The organism is Streptomyces sp. AC555_RSS877, from assembly GCF_019049245.1.
Classification (GTDB): Bacteria; Actinomycetota; Actinomycetes; order Streptomycetales; family Streptomycetaceae; genus Streptomyces.
In genome coordinates, this window is record NZ_JAGMUK010000025.1 from 207,296 (window position 1) to 224,740 (window position 17,445).

13 protein-coding genes are annotated in these 17,445 nt (G+C 69.6%); 2 read left to right on the plus strand and 11 right to left on the minus strand.

The window, feature by feature from the left end:
* Nucleotides 1-54: 54 nt before the first annotated feature.
* Together KUM49_RS12160 and KUM49_RS12165 are read right to left on the minus strand one after the other, a co-directional pair.
* Nucleotides 55-1,374: a jacalin-like lectin gene (locus KUM49_RS12160; RefSeq protein ID WP_217236781.1), complete on the minus strand. Its 1,320-nt coding sequence runs from the start codon at nucleotides 1,372-1,374 to the stop codon at nucleotides 55-57.
* Between the two features lie 156 nt (nucleotides 1,375-1,530).
* Nucleotides 1,531-2,109, minus strand: coding sequence for an AAA family ATPase (locus KUM49_RS12165; RefSeq protein WP_217236782.1), 579 nt, complete (start codon nucleotides 2,107-2,109; stop codon nucleotides 1,531-1,533).
* A 154-nt stretch (nucleotides 2,110-2,263) separates the two neighbouring features.
* On the opposite strand from KUM49_RS12165, the gene KUM49_RS12170 reads away from it, so the two are divergent.
* On the plus strand, nucleotides 2,264-3,646 hold the full coding sequence (locus KUM49_RS12170) for an MFS transporter (protein ID WP_217236783.1): 1,383 nt from the start codon (nucleotides 2,264-2,266) through the stop codon (nucleotides 3,644-3,646).
* A gap of 406 nt (nucleotides 3,647-4,052) precedes the next feature.
* Here KUM49_RS12170 and KUM49_RS12175 read toward each other — a convergent pair whose 3' ends face one another.
* From KUM49_RS12175 to KUM49_RS12205, 7 genes are all read right to left on the minus strand, one after another.
* On the minus strand, nucleotides 4,053-4,859 hold the full coding sequence (locus KUM49_RS12175) for an ABC transporter permease (RefSeq protein ID WP_217236784.1): 807 nt from the start codon (nucleotides 4,857-4,859) through the stop codon (nucleotides 4,053-4,055).
* Nucleotides 4,859-5,662 (minus strand): ABC-2 family transporter protein, encoded by an 804-nt coding sequence (locus tag KUM49_RS12180; RefSeq protein ID WP_217236785.1) that lies wholly within the window; start codon nucleotides 5,660-5,662, stop codon nucleotides 4,859-4,861. The genes KUM49_RS12175 and KUM49_RS12180 overlap by 1 nt, the downstream gene beginning before the upstream one ends.
* Nucleotides 5,662-6,666, minus strand: a complete 1,005-nt coding sequence (locus KUM49_RS12185; RefSeq protein ID WP_217236786.1) for an ATP-binding cassette domain-containing protein — start codon at nucleotides 6,664-6,666, stop codon at nucleotides 5,662-5,664. The genes KUM49_RS12180 and KUM49_RS12185 overlap by 1 nt, the downstream gene beginning before the upstream one ends.
* Before the next feature lie 144 nt (nucleotides 6,667-6,810).
* A complete protein-coding gene (locus tag KUM49_RS12190) occupies nucleotides 6,811-9,687 on the minus strand; it encodes a glycoside hydrolase family 2 TIM barrel-domain containing protein (protein WP_217236787.1) in 2,877 nt (958 codons plus the stop codon).
* Between the two features lie 27 nt (nucleotides 9,688-9,714).
* Nucleotides 9,715-10,590: a carbohydrate ABC transporter permease gene (locus KUM49_RS12195; RefSeq protein WP_217236788.1), complete on the minus strand. Its 876-nt coding sequence runs from the start codon at nucleotides 10,588-10,590 to the stop codon at nucleotides 9,715-9,717.
* Nucleotides 10,587-11,552: a carbohydrate ABC transporter permease gene (locus tag KUM49_RS12200; RefSeq protein ID WP_217236789.1), complete on the minus strand. Its 966-nt coding sequence runs from the start codon at nucleotides 11,550-11,552 to the stop codon at nucleotides 10,587-10,589. The genes KUM49_RS12195 and KUM49_RS12200 overlap by 4 nt, the downstream gene beginning before the upstream one ends.
* Before the next feature lie 19 nt (nucleotides 11,553-11,571).
* The gene (locus tag KUM49_RS12205) at nucleotides 11,572-12,834 is read right to left on the minus strand and encodes an ABC transporter substrate-binding protein (protein ID WP_217236790.1); all 1,263 of its coding nucleotides are present in this window, start codon (nucleotides 12,832-12,834) and stop codon (nucleotides 11,572-11,574) included.
* 627 nt (nucleotides 12,835-13,461) lie between these two features.
* On the opposite strand from KUM49_RS12205, the gene KUM49_RS12210 reads away from it, so the two are divergent.
* Nucleotides 13,462-14,631 (plus strand): transposase, encoded by a 1,170-nt coding sequence (locus KUM49_RS12210; RefSeq protein ID WP_308406605.1) that lies wholly within the window; start codon nucleotides 13,462-13,464, stop codon nucleotides 14,629-14,631.
* Nucleotides 14,632-14,687: 56 nt separating this feature from the next.
* Here the strand turns inward: KUM49_RS12210 and KUM49_RS12215 are convergent, their stop codons facing one another.
* Nucleotides 14,688-15,932 (minus strand): ROK family transcriptional regulator, encoded by a 1,245-nt coding sequence (locus KUM49_RS12215; RefSeq protein ID WP_217236791.1) that lies wholly within the window; start codon nucleotides 15,930-15,932, stop codon nucleotides 14,688-14,690.
* 114 nt (nucleotides 15,933-16,046) lie between these two features.
* Nucleotides 16,047-17,300, minus strand: a complete 1,254-nt coding sequence (locus tag KUM49_RS12220; protein WP_217236792.1) for an FAD-binding protein — start codon at nucleotides 17,298-17,300, stop codon at nucleotides 16,047-16,049.
* Nucleotides 17,301-17,445 lie beyond the last annotated feature (145 nt).

Sequence of the window (17,445 nt, forward strand, 5' to 3'; positions counted from 1 at the left end):
GCCTAGGTGCCCTAGGGTGACGCCCGGCTGTCCGGCGCGTGACGCCGACCGGCCTCAGCGGATCGGCGCGTACAGCACGCCCAGCTTGTCGATCTCGCCGCCCGCACGGCCCGTGAAGCCGACGATCTGCCAGCCGGTCGGGGCCGTCAAGGTCTTCGTGTCCGTGGTCGCCGTACCGGAGGACAGGGTGCGGCCCTTGTCGGTGGTGAACGCCGCCGAGAAGATCCGCGTACGGCCGTCCTTCTGCCCCTGTGTCAGTTTTGCCGACGTGAGGTGCTCGCCTGCGGCGAGGGTCAGGGAGCCGGCCGTGCCGCCCGTGCCGCCGTGGGTGAGGGTCGTACCGCCGTCGTGGGTGAGGGACACGGCGTCCAGGCGGGAGCCGCCGCGGAGGGTCAGCGTGCGGGGGGAGGGGGTCGCGGGCAGGTCGTCCGCGTCGTTGAAGGCCGTGCCGTGCGGGCCGCCGATGAAGTCGCTCGCCTTCAGGGACGAGTCGAGCGTGTAGGAGAAGTCGACCGTGTGCGGGAAGTGGTCGGACAGGTTGGCGCCCGCGGAGTCGAGGAAGGACGCCCACTCGTTGTGGTAGCGGGTGGCGTCCAGGGTCAGCAGCTCGCTGCCGCGGTAGAGGACCTTGTCCACCACCTCGCAGTCGTCGGTCGGGGCCGTCGTCGGGCACACCAGCGCGTCGGCGCCCTGCGCCGGTGCCGCACCGCCCTTCACCAGCTTCACCCACGGATCCGTCAGGCCGTTCTCCGTGACCAGCGTGCGGATGTTGTCGCCCGTGCGCGTGTACCGCGTGTTCGTGTCACCCATCACGATCACCGCGTTGCCCGCGGAGTTCGCCTGGATGAAGTCGGACAGCTGCTCGATGTTGGCGCGCCGGGCCGCCAGCGCGTCGTCGGTCGCGTCGGCGTTGGTGTGGACGTTGTAGAGGTCCACGAAGACGCCCTCGGCGAGCCGGACCCGGGCGAGCGTGAAGCCCTTCGGGGTCAGGCAGTTGGTGCCGGTGCAGTTGTTCCACTTCACCCGCTCGAAGTCCTCGAAGGGGTGGTCCGAGAGGGTGTTGAGGCCGTCGCCGAACGGCACACCGCCGCTGGTCGCGGTGCGGTACGGGTGGTTGTCGCCCGCGTACAGGGCCGCGTGGTAGTTGAAGTCCTCCTGGACGTTCACGATGTCGTACGACGCCAGACGCGGGGAGATCAGCGGGGTGTTCGTCGCCGGCTTGCCGGAGCTGAGGCCTTCGGGGAGACCGGCGACGTTGTACGTCAGGACGTTGAACGAGCCGGTGGTGGCCGCTGCCGCGGGCGTCGTGCCGGTGGCGGCGAGACCGGTCACGGCGAGGGCGGCGGCCGCGAGGGTGCCGATGAGTCGTCTCATGGGGGTGTCTCTCCGGTGGGAGGAAGCGGGGGGTGGAAGGTGAACGCTGCTCAGGTTCACCGGCGAACAGTGTGACGGGCAACGTCAGTTGGGGGAACAGTGAGAGACGAGGTGGATCGCCGTGCCCCGGGTCGGCTGTCCGGGGCAGCCTTGACCTCAAGCCGAGTCGGACGTAGGAAGGGTGAGACCTGACCCTCGTCGACTCTCCAGCGCCCCAAGCCCCGCCAGACCGGTCTCGCGCATGATGCGGTCGACCGTCTCGGGGAGGGAACTCGCGGCGTCGATGACCGTCTCCGTGGCGTCGGGGAGGAGGTCGAGGGGTCGGTACCAGGAGCGCAGATCCCGCTCGGTGACGTCGACCAGGTCGGGCTTGGTCGCGTGCCGGGCGAGGGTTTCCTCGAAGGGGACGTGCAGGTAGTAGGCGTGGGCCGGGCCGCGGTGGTCGGCGCGGAGCCGGGTGAGCATGCCGCCGTAGCGGTCGGCGTAGAGGATGCCCTCGACCACGACGTGGTAGCCGGCGTCGAGGGCATAGCGGGCGACGGTGTCGATCAGGCCGATGTTGGCCGCTCCCGGCCGGTCGCGCTCGCGCAGGACGACCCGGCGGAGGTTGTCCTGGCCGACGATGGCCAGTCCCCGGCCGAAGCGGTCTCGAAGGCCGGCCGCGACCGTCGATTTGCCGGAGGCGCTGTTGCCGCGCAGGACGATCAGCCGGGTTTCCTCGGTGCCCACGGTCATGGCGTCACCGTAGCGGCGTGCGACCCCGCCGCGTCGGACCCACCCACTCCGGTGAGGGGCATGGCCGACTGCCGGCGGCGGCGTTCAATTCAGGTGCGGGTCACCGCAGGGCAGCCGTAGGGTTGCCGGGTCCAGGACAAGGGGGAGGGGCCGCGTGGCGTACGAGGCGCAGCGCGAGGGCGAGCCGGGCGACCGGACACCACCCGCACCGCCCTCACGATCAGCCGGCCCGCCGCCCGCGAAAAGCCGCCGTCCGCTGTGGCGGCAACGGGACTTCGGGGTCTTCTGGGTCGCGCAGACCCTTTCCGTCCTCGGTGACTCCTTCGCCCTGATCGCCCTGCCCCTGCTGGTCCTCCAGGCCACCGGCTCTCTCGCCCGGATGGGCCTGCTCACCGCGGTCGGCGGAGCCGCCTCGGTGCTGGCGGCCGTCTTCGCCGGGGCCCTGGTGGACCGGGTCGACCGCCGCCGGCTGCTCATCGTCTGCGACCTCGTGCGCATGGTGCTGTACGGCGTGATCCCGCTGGTGTGGCTGTTCGGCCCGCAGGTCTGGCTGCTGTACGCCGTCCTGCCGCTGTGCGAGGCCGTCGGCATGCTCTTCGCCGTCGGCTACGTCACCGTCGTCCGCAGCCTGGTCGGCACCGGGCAGCTCACCGAGGCCAACGGCCGGCTGAACGCGACCGCCGCCGCGGCGGGCGTGCTCGGCCCGCTGAGCGCGGGACTCGTCGCCGCCTGGACCGGCCCGGCCGCCGCCGTGGGCGTGGACGCGGCCAGCTTCGGGGTGTCGGCCGCCTGCATGCTCTTCGTACGGTTCGCCCCGCGCTCCGGGGACGACGGCGGCCAGGTCGGGAAGCGGAGCCTGTGGCAGGACCTGCGGACCGGGGTGTCCTTCCTGTACGGCCATCCGGTGCTGCGCTCCCTGACCGCCCTGCTGTTCGTCTTCAGCTTCCTCACCCTCGGCATGACCGACCTGGTCATCTACCACGTCAAGCACGACCTCGGCCACGACGACACAACGGTGGGCACTGTCATGGCAGTCGGCGCGCTCGGCACGATCACCGGTGCCCTGCTGGTGGCCAGGATCCGCCGGGGCCTCGGCTTCGGGCCGACCTGGACCGGTGCGGTCGCGGTGTGCGGACTGGCGTTCGCCGGGCTGGGCTGGGCGCGGGACGTGACCGTCGTCGCGGCACTGAGCGCGGCGTTCCTCGCCTGCGGCGGCATCGCGGGCACCTGCTCGATGTCACTGCGTCAGGAGGTGACCCCGGAACCGCTGCTCGGCCGCGTCACCTCCGCGTTCTGGACCCTCCAGTACTCCGCGGCCCCGATCGGCGCGGCGGTCCTCACCTGGGCCGCGGAACGGCGGGGTACCGCACCGGTCGCCCTGGTCGCCGGCGCGTGCTGCGTCCTGATCGCGGTGATCGCCCTCTTCACGCCGATCCGGACCTCACGCGCCACGGAACCGGCGGCTCACGCAGGCCGGAATCAGGGCGACCAGGCAGCTCCCGCAACCCCGTCGGATCCTTCGGCCCGGCAGCGGTGACGGTCGTCGCCTCGGCCGGTCTGACCGACGCGCACGACGAGGCGGCCGCCGAGGACGCCTCGCGCCGCCTCCGCACCCGGCGGCCTTGACACCACGCTCGGCGGGGACGAGGGCCGTCCAGCCGCTCCGCCCTGCGTGGCCCCGGAAACGACGAACACGAGGCTTAAGGGGTCCTTTCGCTATGCCCGTCCGGGTCGCGTGGTCTGGCACCGCACCTCGCCGCGTTGCCGAAACGCCCACGTGGCTCCTCCCCCACGCTCGAACAACCTCGCGCGGGGGGACCCCCATCGCGGCCGCTCCGGCGCCTTGCGATGCACGGCACCAGACCACGGGACCTGATCGGACGCTCATAGTGAAAGGACCCCTTACCGCGCGGCGGCAACGTGGCCCGGAGGCGGGGCAGGGATCATCCGTTGACGCCCGCGTAGTGCCTGAGGCTCCACCGCCACAGCAGCCGCGACCCCAGGTACGCCAGCACACCGAGGAGCGGTGAGGCCGCCGCCAGCCAGTACGGGACGCCGGTGTCGTGGCCGTGCCCGGTGAGGACGGCGGCCGGGAAGTACGCGACGAACGCGAGCGGAAGACCGTACGTCAGAAGGCCGCCCACCGCCTTGGGCAGCACGTTCAGCGGGTAGCTGCCGAAGGTGCCGAGGAGTTCCTCCAGCCAGCGGCCCCAGTAGTCGGCGGCCGGGAAGCGCAGGGAGGCGCAGGCGACCGCCGTGAACAGGGCCGCCTCCAGGAGCATGCCGCCCAGGATCGCGGCGATCAGGTACGAGACCCGGCCCGCCGTCCAGTCCAGGTGGCTGCGGCTGAGCGCGCCCGCCATCAGGCCCGCCGCCACCGTCAGGTCGCCGATCGCGTTGGTGGGGAAGAAGCGCAGCTGCAGCTGACGGTGGACCGGCATGGGACGGACCAGGTAGACGTCGATCATGCCTTCCTGGATCTGCCGGCCGGAGCCGTGCACCCGGCCCAGGAACAGTACGAACAACCCGTGCGCGAGCATCCGCGTCGCCGGGATCAGCAGTACCTCCGAGCTGTCCCAGCCGCCCATCCCGGTGAACCGGGTGAGCAGCACCGTCGCGAAGACGATCACCGACACCTGCCAGATCGCACCGATCGCGATCATCAGCAGGAACTCGGTGCGGTACTCCAACTGGGCACGGAAGTTGAGAAGCGTCACGCGCCACACGATCCGGACGGCGTTCACCGGCATCAACCTCCCTGGGACATGACACGAAGGGCGGCCCGCCGCCACAGGAACCGGGTGAACAGGGTGAGCAGCACGACCCAGACCGCCTGGACCGCCAGCTGCCCGGCCGCGTCCGACAGCGGGATCCGGCCGATGTACAGGGACAGCGGCACGCTCAGCGTCGCCTGGAAGGGCAGGAAGGCGCTCAGCGTCACGAACCAGTCGGGGAAGAACCACAGCGGCGCGTACACCCCGGACAGCAGGTTCTGCGCGAAGATCAGGATCAGCATCGCCGCGTTGTTGCGGACCGTCCAGAAGCACAGCTGGTCCAGGACGAGCATCACGTGGTACAGGACCAACTGACCGAGCAGCAGGCTGAGCGCGAACACCCCCGCCACCGCCGCCGACCGGGGCGGCTCGATCACTCCGGCAGCGAGACAGACCGCGTATCCGCCCAGCGCCCACACGAAGCCGTACAACTGCTCGCCCAGGGCGCGCAGGACGTGGTAGCGCTGCGGCGGCAGCGGACGCAGGTACCAGTAGATGATGGTGCCGAAGTGCATGTGCTGCAGCACGGTGTCCCGGCCCGCGTACTGGTCCAACTCCCGCAGCCGGGACGCGAGTACGGCGAGCACGGCATATGTGACCGCCTGGTCGCGGTCGAGTCCGGCGGTGGTGCCGGTGTGCGCGTACAGGCCGTGCCACAGGGATGCCACCAGCACGATCTGCACGGTCAGCCGGAGCAGGACGGCCGTCATCCGCGGCGGGGTGTGCAGTTCGCCGAGCGGGGTGACACGGGCGGTGCGCCAGGCGTGCAGGACGGCCATCACAGGTCTCCGGCCTGGACGTAGGCGGCCCGCATGACGTCCTCCAGGTCGGCCTCGTCCAGGGCGATGTCCGTCACCTCGTAGCGCTCGATGACCGCCTTCAGCGCCTGGTGGACGGTCGGCGCGCCGGATCCGTCGGACTCCTCGGGACCGAACACGACGTGCGGCCCGTCGTGCCGCAGCAGCGCGATCCCCGGCAGCGGTCCGACCTCCGTGTGCGGGTCGGCGAGGGTCGCCCGCACCTGCCAGGTCGAGCCGAACTTGCGGCGGATCTCGTCCAGGCTGCCGTCCAGGACCAGCCGGCCGTGGTTGATCAGGACGACCCGTTCGGCGAGCCGCTCGACCTCCGTCATGTCGTGCGTGGTCAGCAGGACGGTGCGGCCGCGCTGCTCCACCTGGTGCCGCAGGAACTCCCGCACCTGCTCCTTGACCACCACGTCCATGCCGATGGTCGGCTCGTCGAGGAAGACGACCCGCGGGTCGTGCAGCAGGGCCGCGGCCAGGTCGCTGCGGACGCGCTGGCCGAGGGAGAGATGGCGCACCCGGGTGTCCCAGAAGGACGACAGGTCGAGCAGGTCGTCGAACTCCTTGAGGCGGGCGGCGTGTTCGGCCTTCGGCACCTCGTAGATGTCCCGGAGGATCGCGAACGACTCGCGCACCGGCAGGTCCCACCACAGCTGGGTGCGCTGCCCGAACACCGCGCCGATGTTGCGGGCGTTGCGCTCGCGTTCCTCGTACGGCACCACACCCGCGACCCGCGCCTCGCCGGAGGTGGGTGTGAGGATCCCGGTGAGCATCTTGATGGTGGTGGACTTGCCGGCGCCGTTCGGACCGAGCAGGGCGAGGAGTTCGCCCGGCGAGACGTCGAAGGTGACGTCGGACACGGCGTGCTTGGCGACCCGCTCCGGGTTGACCAGGGAGCGCAGCGCGCCCGTGAAGCCCGGGCGGCGGACGGTCGTGTGGAAGGTGCGGGACAGCCCGCGGACCTCGATGTTTCCGCTCACACTGCCAACTCCCTCGTTCGGAACGTGAGTGCGGCCGGTCGGCTGGAGAGGCCGACCGGCCGCGGGCACCTCACGACCGTCGCAGAATGTCGATCAATCGGTCAATGGATTAATCGATCACGGAGTTGGACTGACGGAGCAGGACTAACCGATCACCGAGAACACGAAGGAGAACTCCGTCGGCTCGGCCCGCAGGAAGTACTGCGGCAGCGGGCCGGGACCGCACGACTGCGTGCCGATCCCGTGCAGGCCGTGGTCGAGGTTCACCCACACCGTGTCGCCGGCCGTGAGGTCGGTGAGGTGGGCGGCCGCGTCCAGCTGTTCGGTCGTCCAGCGGCGGGCGGTGAACCAGAACTCCGGGTCGCCCTCGATCCGCAGGCCGCCGAGCTCCACCCAGCGGACGTCGGCACGGGCGCCGTTCTCCTGCGGGCGGACGTACGGAGTCTGCAGACCGTCCACGGTCGACTGCCAACGGCCGACCACCGACGCCGACTTGGTGTCGGGGTACGCCTCGCCCGGGCCGCCGCCGAACCACTTCACCTGGTCCGCCTCGGACAGTCCGAGCCGGATGCCCAGCCGGGGCAGCGGCAGTGTCCACTCGCCCTCGGGAGTCACCGACACGGTCAGCCGCAGCCGGTCGCCGTCCGAGGTCCAGCGGTACACCGTGCTCAGGCCCACCTCGCGGGCGGCGGGCGCCACCCGGGTCCGTACCGTCAGCGCGCCCGCATCCACCTCCACGGAGTCCAGGCGGTGTTGCATGCGGTGCAGGCCCAGCGTGCGCCACAGCACCCCGTACCGGGTGTCGGTCTGCCACTCCGCGCCGTCGTCGTTGTCGGTGGGCGCGCGCCACACGTCGAGGCGCGGGTTCACGACCGACACCCCGCCGATCGCCTTCAGGGCACCGGTACGGGCGTCGAAGGACGCCGGGCCGAGGGTGATCAGCTTCCCCTCGGCCACCGGCCGGCCGGTGGCCGCGACGGACGGCGCCGGGCGGGCCGCGGCCGGGAACTGGCCCCAGGCGACGACATGGCCCTTCGGCGCCCACGCGGTGTCGGCCGCGAGCAGCGCCCGTACCGTCCACAGCGACTCGGCGCCGCGGGTGTCGGCGGGCGGCTCGGGCAGCTTCACCTCGGCCGTCTCGCCGGGGGCGAGCGACGGGACGTTCAGGGTGCCCGCCTCGACCGTCTCGCCGTCGACCTGGTACTGCCACTCGAAGACGAGCGTGGACAGGTCGGCGAAGTCGTGCCGGTTGGTGACCCTTACGGTGCCGTCCGTGCCGTCGCCCTCGACGTGGACCGGCTCGATGACCTTCTTGTACTCGACCAGGCCGGGGGAGGGCCGCCGGTCGGGGAAGACCAGCCCGTCGCAGACGAAGTTGCCGTCGTGCAGCTCCTCGCCGAAGTCACCGCCGTAGGCGTAGCCCAGCTCGGGGTGCTTGACGCCGTGGTCGATCCACTCCCAGATGAAGCCGCCCTGCAGCCGCTCGTACTTCTCGAACAGCCGCTGGTAGTCGGCGATCCCACCGGGGCCGTTGCCCATGGCGTGCCCGTACTCACACTGGATGAAGGGGAGTTCGCGCCGCTTGTGCGTGCCCCCGTCCAGTCCTTGGCCGATCTGCTCGACCTCGGCGTGGAAGGCGTACATCCGCGAGTACACGTCGGTGTCCCGGCAGTCCCAGTCGCCCTCGTAGTGCACGAGCCGGGAGGAGTCGCGGCCGTGGATCCACTCGGCCATCGCGGTCAGACCGCGGCCGGTGCCGGCCTCGTTGCCCAGGGACCAGAAGACGATCGACGGGTGGTTCTTGTCCCGCTCGACCATCCGGGCCGCACGGTCCAGGAGGGCCGGGGTCCAGCGGTCGTCGTCGACGGGGTTGTCCCGCCAGCCCTGCTCGGTGAAGCCGTGGGTCTCCAGGTCGCACTCGTCGATGACCCACAGGCCGTACTCGTCGCACAGGTCCAGGAAGGCCGGGTGCGGCGGGTAGTGCGAGGTGCGGACCGCGTTGAGGTTGTGCCGCTTCATCAGCAGCACGTCCTCGCGCATCGTCTCCAGGTCGAGCGCGCGGCCCGTCTCAGGGTGCCACTCGTGCCGGTTGACGCCCTTGAAGAGGACGGGCTTGCCGTTGACCTTGATCAGGCCGTCCTCGAGGACGACCGTACGGAAGCCGATGCGCAGCGGCACCCGCTCGCCCTCGGTCGCCAGTACACCGTCGTACAGGTGGGGCGTCTCCGCCGTCCACGGCCGCACCAGGACGGTCACCGACTCGCCGGTCGCCACGTCGATGCCGAGGTCCGGCACGGTGACGCGCCCCTCCACGTCGGAGTCGACGCGCAGGGTGCCTTCGCCACTGACATGGTCGTAGGAGGCGTGCACGAAGAAGTCGAGGGCGCTGCCCGCCGGGCGATGCAGCAGGGTGACGTCACGGAAGATGCCGGGCAGCCACCACTGGTCCTGGTCCTCCAGGTACGAGCCCGCCGACCACTGGTGGACGCGGACCGCGAGCACGTTGCCGGCCGGCTTCAGCAGGTGGCCGACCGCGAACTCGTGCGGCAGCCGGGAGCCCTTGAACTCGCCGATGTCCGTGCCGTTCAGCCAGACCCGCGCGCACGACTCGACACCGTCGAACCGCAGCACCGCGCCGCCCTCCGACAGGGCGGGCCAGTCGTCCGGCAGGTCGAACACCCGCAAGTGGTCGCCGGTCGGGTTCTCGGTGGGGACGTGCGGCGGGTCGACCGGGAAGGGGTAGAGGTGGTTCGTGTAGATCGGCGACCCGAACGCGCCGTCGCCCTGCAGGACCCAGTGCCCCGGGACCGAGACCTCGGCCCAGTCACCTGCGTCGTAGCCCTCCCCGGCGAAGGAGTCGTCCTCGGCGTCGGCTGTCGCCGACACCCGAAGGCGCCAACTGCCGTTGAGCGACAGGGACGTGGCGTCCGAGGACGAGTACCAGGCGCGGGGTGGGAGGGCCCCGCTGCCCGGTGAGACGTCCTCGACGTAATCGATGGCCGTCGTGGTGCGGAAAGACATCGGTCTCCAGGTATCGAGAGGAAGGTGTCAGCCCTTGATGCCGGTCTGCGCGATCCCCTGCACCAGCCACCGCTGGAGGAAGAGGAACACCAGCAGCAGGGGCAGGATGGAAATGGCCGTGGCCGCGAAGATCAGGTGGTAGTTGACGGTCTGGTTGGTCATGTAGGAGGACAGCGCGACCTGGATGGTCCAGGAGCTCGGGTCCTGACCGATGACCAGGGGCCACAGGAAGGAGTTCCAGCCGCTGATGAACGTGATCGTGGCCATGGCCGCGAAGAAGTTCAGCGAGTTGGGCACGACGACCCGCCAGTACGCCCCCCAGTACGAGAGTCCGTCCACGCGTGCCGCCTCCTCCAGCTCCTTGGGGAACCCCAGGAAGTACTGCCGGAACAGGAAGCAGGTGAAACCACTGAACAGGGCAGGAATGATCAGACCGCGGTAGGTGTCCACCCAGCCCAGCGACGAGACCAGCACGAAGCTCGGGACGAAGGTGACGGCCGTCGGGATCATCAGGGTCACGAGGACCATGTAGAAGATCTTGTTGGCGTGCTTGTACGGGATGCGGGCGAGGCCGTAGCCGGCGAGCGAGCAGATCAGCAGGATGCCGGTCGTGTGCAGGATGGCGACGACCCACGAGTTCCACAGGGCCCGGCCGAAGTCGACGGTCTCGTCGTTGAACGGCTCGGCGAAGTTGCCCCACTGGATGTCGGTGGGGAACCACTTCCAGTTCTCGCCCGTGATCTCCGGGTCCGTCATCAGGGCGTTGCGGACGATCAGATAGAAGGGCACCAGGAAGAGCAGGGCGGCGACACCGGTGGCGATGTACAGACCAGTGCTGCCGATGACCTTGCCCCCGCGCTTCTTGCCGGGGGTCTTCCTGACGTCAGGTGCGGTGGTGGTCACTTGGACTCCTCACCCCTTCCGAAGCCCATGATCCGGCCCTGGAACAGCGTGATCACGAGGATGAGCAGGGTCAGGATGACGGCGCCCGCGCTGCCCTGGCCGTAGTCCTGGCTTTCACCGAGGGCCGTCTTGTACAGCTCCACGAGGGGTGGCTGGCCCCAGGTCGCCTTGCCGAGCAGGTTCCAGAACTCGTCGAAGGCCTGGTAGGCGGCGATCAACAGGAGCAGGATCACCGCGGTCGAGGTTGCCCGCAGCTGGGGCAGGGTGATGTACCAGAAGGTCTGCCAGCCCGGCTTGGCACCGTCGATCGCGGCGGCCTCGTACAGCTCCGCCGGGATGTTCTGCAGTGCCGCCAGGAACAGGATCATGTAGAAGCCGGCCTGCAGCCACAGCCGCAGCGTCACGATGACCAGCCAGTACCAGGGCGGGTCGGGGTTGGCGAGCCAGGCGACGTTGTCGACACCGAACCAGCCGACGACCGTGTTGGCCATGCCGAAGCGGACGCCGTTGAAGATGGACATCTTCCAGATGAGCGCCGCGGCCACATAGGAGACCGCGGTCGGGATGAAGAACACCGACCGGAAGAACGCCTTCATGAACGTCAGCCGGTGCACCAGCAGCGCCAGGCCCAGCGACAGCGCCCAGGTGGTGGGCACGATGAACGCGGCGAAGACGGTGAAGGTGACCAGGGACCCGGTGAAGTCGGGGTTGTCCAGGATCGCCTGGTAGTTGTCGAAGCCGATGAAGGTGCTCGGCGAGACGGTGAAGCGTGCCTCGAAGAAGCTGAGGTAGATGCTCCAGCCCATCGGCACGAAGACGAAGATCACCAGGCCGATGAGGAAGGGCCCGGTGAAGAGCCAGAAGTTGAGGGTCGCGCTCGCCCGCAGACTCCGCCGCGGCCGGGCCTTTTCAGGTCCCGCCGGGGCGGAGGGCGCGAGGTCGATCTTGGTGGTGGTCGACATGTCGTAGTCCGTCCGAGGCCTATCCGAACAGCTTCTTGAGTTCGGCGTTTACCTTCTTGTCACAGGCGTCGAGCGCCGCCTCCGGGCTGCCGTTCTTGCGCACGGAGTTGGCGATCACATCGTTCAGCGAGGCGATCATCGACTGCGTCCAGGCGATGTTGTCGAAGTGCCCGTAGTCGGTGAAGAGCTTGACGCCCTCGGCCGGCAGGCCCGACTTGAGCTTGGTGGCGGACTGGGCGATCGACGTGCGCGGCGGGACGTGGAAGCCGTAGGACAGCGCCCAGTCCTCCTGGTACTCCTTCTGGTCGATCCACAGCCACTTGACGTACTCCTTGGCCGCGTCGACGTTCTTGCCCTTGGCGTTGACGAACATCGACCAGCCGCCGTTGGTGACCGAGAGCTTGCCGGCGTCGCCGACCTTGGGGAACGGGAAGATACCGACGTCGTCGCCGAGCGCCTTCTGGATCACGGGCATGGCCCACATGCCGCACCACTGGATCGCGGTCAGGCCCTGGGTGAAGGCGGAGGGGTCCCACCAGTCGGCGGGGGCGTCGAGAAGGAGGTTTCCGCTGGTGAACAGCTTACGGAGCTGGGCCAGACCGTCGGCCACGGCGTCCGTGTGGTAGGCGATCTCGTTCTTGTCGTTGAGGGTGTCCGCACCGGCCGACCAGATCAGCGGGCTCTGGACGGGGGTGATGTCGTTGCCGAGGAACGCGCCCTTGACCTTGTCCGTGGTGAGCTTGTTGATGGCCTCGATCAGCTCGTCCAGCGTCTGAGGGACCTCGATCTTGGCCTTCTCGAAGAGCGACGGCCGGTAGTAGAAGAACTGCGGGTCGTCGATCATCCGGACGCCGTATATCTTCCCGTCGACCGTGTGCGAGGCGATGTCGGCCGGGTTGAAGTCGTCCTTGACCGGGTTGATGATGTCGCTCAGGTCCGCCACCTGACCGCTCTTGACCATCTGGAGCTGCGGGTGGAACTCGAAGAGGTCCGGCGCGTTCTTGGTCAGCAGGGCCGGGAACAGCTTGTTCTCAAAGTTGCTGCCGGTGATCCACTGCGTGGTCACGTTGGCGTCCTTGTAGGCCTTCGCGTAGCGCTTGATGGCCTGCTCGGTGCCCGCCTCGCCGTACGCGTGGAAGTACTGGACGAGGGCGTCGCCCGACCCTCCACTGCTGCGGCCGGTGTTCCCGCCGCACGCGGCCAGACCGCCGGCGGCGGCCAGGCCCATCGCGGCCCGCATTACGTTGCGGCGGTCCCAGTTGGTGTTGCTCATTGCCGACATGGTGACGTCCTTGTCTCGAGGCGGCTTGCGGCTCTGTCGCTCAGCGCCAGGTGGCTCAAAAGGGGTTGCGGTGCGGGACGTTAACCTTCGGCTAAGGCTTCGGCAAGGGGTTGGACGAAGTCTGTTCGAAGCGTTGTGTAGCGTTCGGGATTCCGGACGGCATGGGTGGCGGGCCGCCGCACCAGCGGCCCGCCAGGTGGGGGAACTACTGGCGGTCGCCTGACCACCGACGTCCAGGCGCTTGCCGGACGCATCGCTTTGCCGGCCGGGCCGTACGTCGACACTTCGGCGCCGTCCGGTGCCCGGCCATCTGGTCTGCGAAGATGCCCCGGCGTTGACGTCTGGGAGGAATTGCATTCCGTGACAGCGACGCGGAGTGTCGCTGTGCCCGGTCTGATGGGGATGCGGGGTGCCCACGCCACCGCCCGACAGAGCCGGGAAGGCGAACAGATGTTCCTGTAATCGCCGATTGTGGTGGCGGTGTCGTGATGGGGCACGGGTGTGCGTATGTCGCACGTACGGTTTCGTCGTGGAAGCCGGGTGACAGACGGGCGTGAGGGGGGTGTTGTGAAGGTGATGGAGGAGGCCGGGGAGGGTGGGCGCGCTCGGTACACCTAACGACTTCGTGTGTCGTCGCCGGCCCGCACAGCGCTGTTCGCGGAGTGGGACCGGTGCCGGTGGGTGTGGAACGAGTGCGTGGCCAAGTCGAAAGCCGTGCATGCCCGGAACCGGAACCGGCCCGGGGGCGAGGACAAGCGGACCTGCGGCCCGGCGCAGCTGGACAGGATGCTGACCGAGGCCCGCACCAACATGACATGGCTGCGTGAGGGCTCCTCGGTGCCGCAGCAGCAAACCATCCGGGACTTCGGCAAGTCGCGTGCTAAGGCGCAGAAGGACATCAAGGATCGGCTGCCCCTGTGGCAGTGCGCCGGGATGCCCCGGTACAAGAAGAAGCGCGAGGCCGACCCGACGCTGAACTACACGAAGCGCGGCTGCCGGCTCAAGGACGGCCGCCTGCACCTCGCGGGCGGCATCGTCGTGACCGTGGTGTGGTCGCGCCCATTGTCCGCCGAGCCGTCCAGCGTGCGCGTGTACCGAGACAGCCTCGGCCACTGGTACGCCTCGTTCGTCGTGCCCGCCGAAGTCCAGCCGCTCCCCGCTACGGGCGCGGTGATCGGCGTGGACTGGGGCGTGAAGGAGACCGCGACCACCACCAGCGACGCCTATGACCTCCCGCATGCTGGGTACGGCCGGGAGGCCCAGACGAAGCTGTCGCGGTACGGCCGGATGATGGCCCGCCGCAAACCCGCCAAGGGACAGGCGGCGTCGAAGGGCTATCGCGAGGCGAAGAAGCTGCGGGCGAAGGCGTACAAGAAGGCGGCCCGGCAACGGCAGGACACCGGCCGCACATGGGCGAAGAAGGTCGTGACCGACCACGACGCCATCGCGGTGGAGGACTTCCGCCCGAAGTTCCTCGCCAAGACCACCATGGCCCGCAAGGCCGCCGACGCGGCCATCGGCGCCACCAAGCGGGCCCTGCTGGAGGTGGGCCGCAAGCACGCACGAGACGTCCGCCTCGTGCACCCAGCGCACACCACCATGGACTGCGCGTCGTGTGGAGCAAGAACCAAGCACGCACTTCCTCTTTCGGAACGTACCTACACCTGCACCGCGTGCGGAGCCGTGTCCCCCCGGGACAAGAACTCCGCCCGCGTGATGCTGGTCCGGGCTGGTCTCCACCCGGCTGGTGTCGAGGGCGTAAGACCTCCTGGAGCGCCGCTCCAGGAGGCGGCCTGAGCCAGGAATCCCCCTGCTCTCAGCTGGGGGAGGATTCAAGTGCATCCCTTCCGTCGTCATGAAGGTGGTGCGGTACGGCTCCTTGCGGGGGTGGTGCGTTTTCCGTTCCTCGGTCCGACCGACTGGAGCGCCCCTTCGAGCGCGAAGGTCGCTGCCCCCAGGCACACCGGATCGGTGGGGATCGGGGAGAGGACGATCTCGGTGGCGGCCATCGGCCGCGGCAGCGCGTGCCGGGCGACGGCCTCGCGCACCTCCGCGACCAGCGGTTCGCCGAGGGTGGCCGCGACCCAGCTGCTGAGCACGACCACTTCGGGGTTGAACAGGTTGACCAGGTCGGCGATGCCGGCGCCGAGGTAACGGGCGGTGTCACGGACCACCTTGAGCGCCACCGGGTCCTGTGCGAGCACGCCCCGGGACAGCGCGTCGATGGTGGCGGTCTGGTCCTCCGGGTGCAGCAGCGTGCTGCGGGGGCTGAGCTCGCGCAGGTTCAGCATGATGCCGGGCGCGCCGACGTACGTCTCCACACAGCCGTGGTTGCCGCAGTGGCACAGCCGGCCGTCCAGGACGATCGTGGTGTGGCCCCACTCGCCGGCGCTGTTGCTCACGCCCCGGTGCAGCGCGCCGCCCAGGACCAGGCCCGCGCCCACCCCGGTCCCGAGGTTGACCACCACGGCGTTCCCGCGCCCGCGTGCGGCTCCGAACCACAGCTCGGCCACCGCGCAGGCGCGCAGCGGGTTGTCCAGGTAGAGGGGGTAGGCGATGTGCTCGGTGAGCAGGTCGAGCAGCGGCACGTCGTGCCAGTCCCAGTTCGGCGCGTACTCCGAGATGCCGGTGGCACGATCCACCTGCCCCGGCACGCTGACACCGACGCCGAGTACCCGGGCGCCCTCGATCCCGGCCTGCGCGACCACCGAGCCGAGGGCGGCGGCGACATGGCCGACCACCTGCTCGGGGCGGCTCTCGCCGGGGCGGACGTCCTCCTCGGCGCGGGCCAGGACGTTCAGCGCGAGGTCGAACAGCTCGACATGGACGTACGTCTCCGCGATGTCGACGCCGATCAACGCGCCCCCCGACGCGTTGACGGCCACGAGGCCCCGGGGACGGCCCCCCGCCGAGTCCTCGAACCCGACCTCCGTGATCATCCGGAGGTCGAGCAGTTCACCGACCAGTGTGGCGACCGTGGCGAGACTCAGGCCGGTGGCGGCCGCCAGCTCCTGCCGGGAGGTCGGCGACTCGGCGATGATCTGGCGCAACACCTCGTAGCGGTTCGCGGTGCGGATGTCCCGTGATGTGCGCTTCACCGGCCCGGCCCCATCCCTTCAGATCGTGCCGGGACGACATCGGCACCGGCGCGGCGCAAGGCTATGGGCTGCGAGGGACTTTCGACAAGGGGTTAGGAAAGGGGCTTTATAAAGTCAGTCGGCGAGAAGGTCCCGGACAAACGCGTTGGCGAATTTTCCCTCCGGGTCGAGCGTACGTGCCAACTCCCGGAAGTCGCCGAGGCGCGGACAACGCGCCCGCAGTGCCGCCGACGGGACGGCGAACACCTTGCCCCAGTGCGGCCGCGCGTCGAGAGTGTCGAGCGCCGCCTCCAGTCGCCGCACGACGGGCAGTACGGCCGCGGTGTCCTTGATCCAGGTGAAGTGCAGGGCCACGGTGTCCCGGCCGTACGCGGGACTCAGCCATTGCTCGTCAGCGGCGACCGTACGCACTTCGCAGATCTGCAGTACACCGGCGACCACATCCCGGATACCGTCGATTGCATACAGAGCATCGATGGCGTGCCGACGCGGCAGCAGGTACTCCGACTGCAACTCGCTGCCACTGCTCGGTGTGAAATCGGCCCGGAAGTGCGGCAGCCGCTCGTGCCACGGCCCCGCCACCCCGAACTGCTCGGTGCAGTTGACCGCCGGCATCCCCGGCACCGGGTGCATCTTCTCGGTCGCGGGCGCGGCCCACGGGAAGTCGGGCAGCGGCTGGTCGGTGCGCCGCTTCAGCCACACCTGCCGGAAGCCGGGCGCACGCCAGTCGGTGAAGAGGCTCACGCTGTACGCCGCCGCCAGCACCGTCTCGAGCGTCTCGAAGTCCAGCCCCGCGAGCGGGAGCTCGGTGAACACGTGCTGCTCGACCTCGAAGGAGGGCTCCAGGTCGAGGGTGAGCGCGGTGACGACTCCGAGGGCGCCCAGGGATGTCACCGCACCGCCGAACCGCTCGTCCCCCCGCCCGATGACGACCGTCGACCCGTCCGCCGTGACGATCTCCACCTCGCGCACGGCCGAGGCGAGCGGGCCGTTGCCGACCCCCGACCCGTGGGTGCCGGTCGCCACCGAGCCGGCCACCGAGATGTGCGGCAAGGAGGCCATGTTGGGCAGGGCCAGCCCGTGGGCCTGCACATGGCCGGCCAGTTCCGCGTACCGGACACCGCCACCGACCCGTACCGTCCGGGCCGCCGAGTCGACGTCGACCTCGGCCGGCAGCGCGGCCAGCGACAGCAGTACCCCGCCCGGCCCCGGCTCGGCGATCTCGTTGAAGGAGTGCCCGCTGCCCAGTACCCGTACGTTCGCACTGTCGGCCACGAGGGCGCCGAGCGCGGCGAGCGAGTGCGGGCGGTGCAGCTCCTTGGCGAGGAACGTGATGTTGCCCGCCCAATTGGTGACCGTTTCGGCCATTTTCTGCCGCCCCTTTCGGATGGTGTGTTGCGCTGACCTTCTCATTTGTCGCCGACCTCGGTGGAGAACGGTTTCTGCAACCCTGTCGCCGAGCGCGGGACGGGGCGGTCCGAGCCCTCGGCGAAACATCCCGAATCGATGCAAA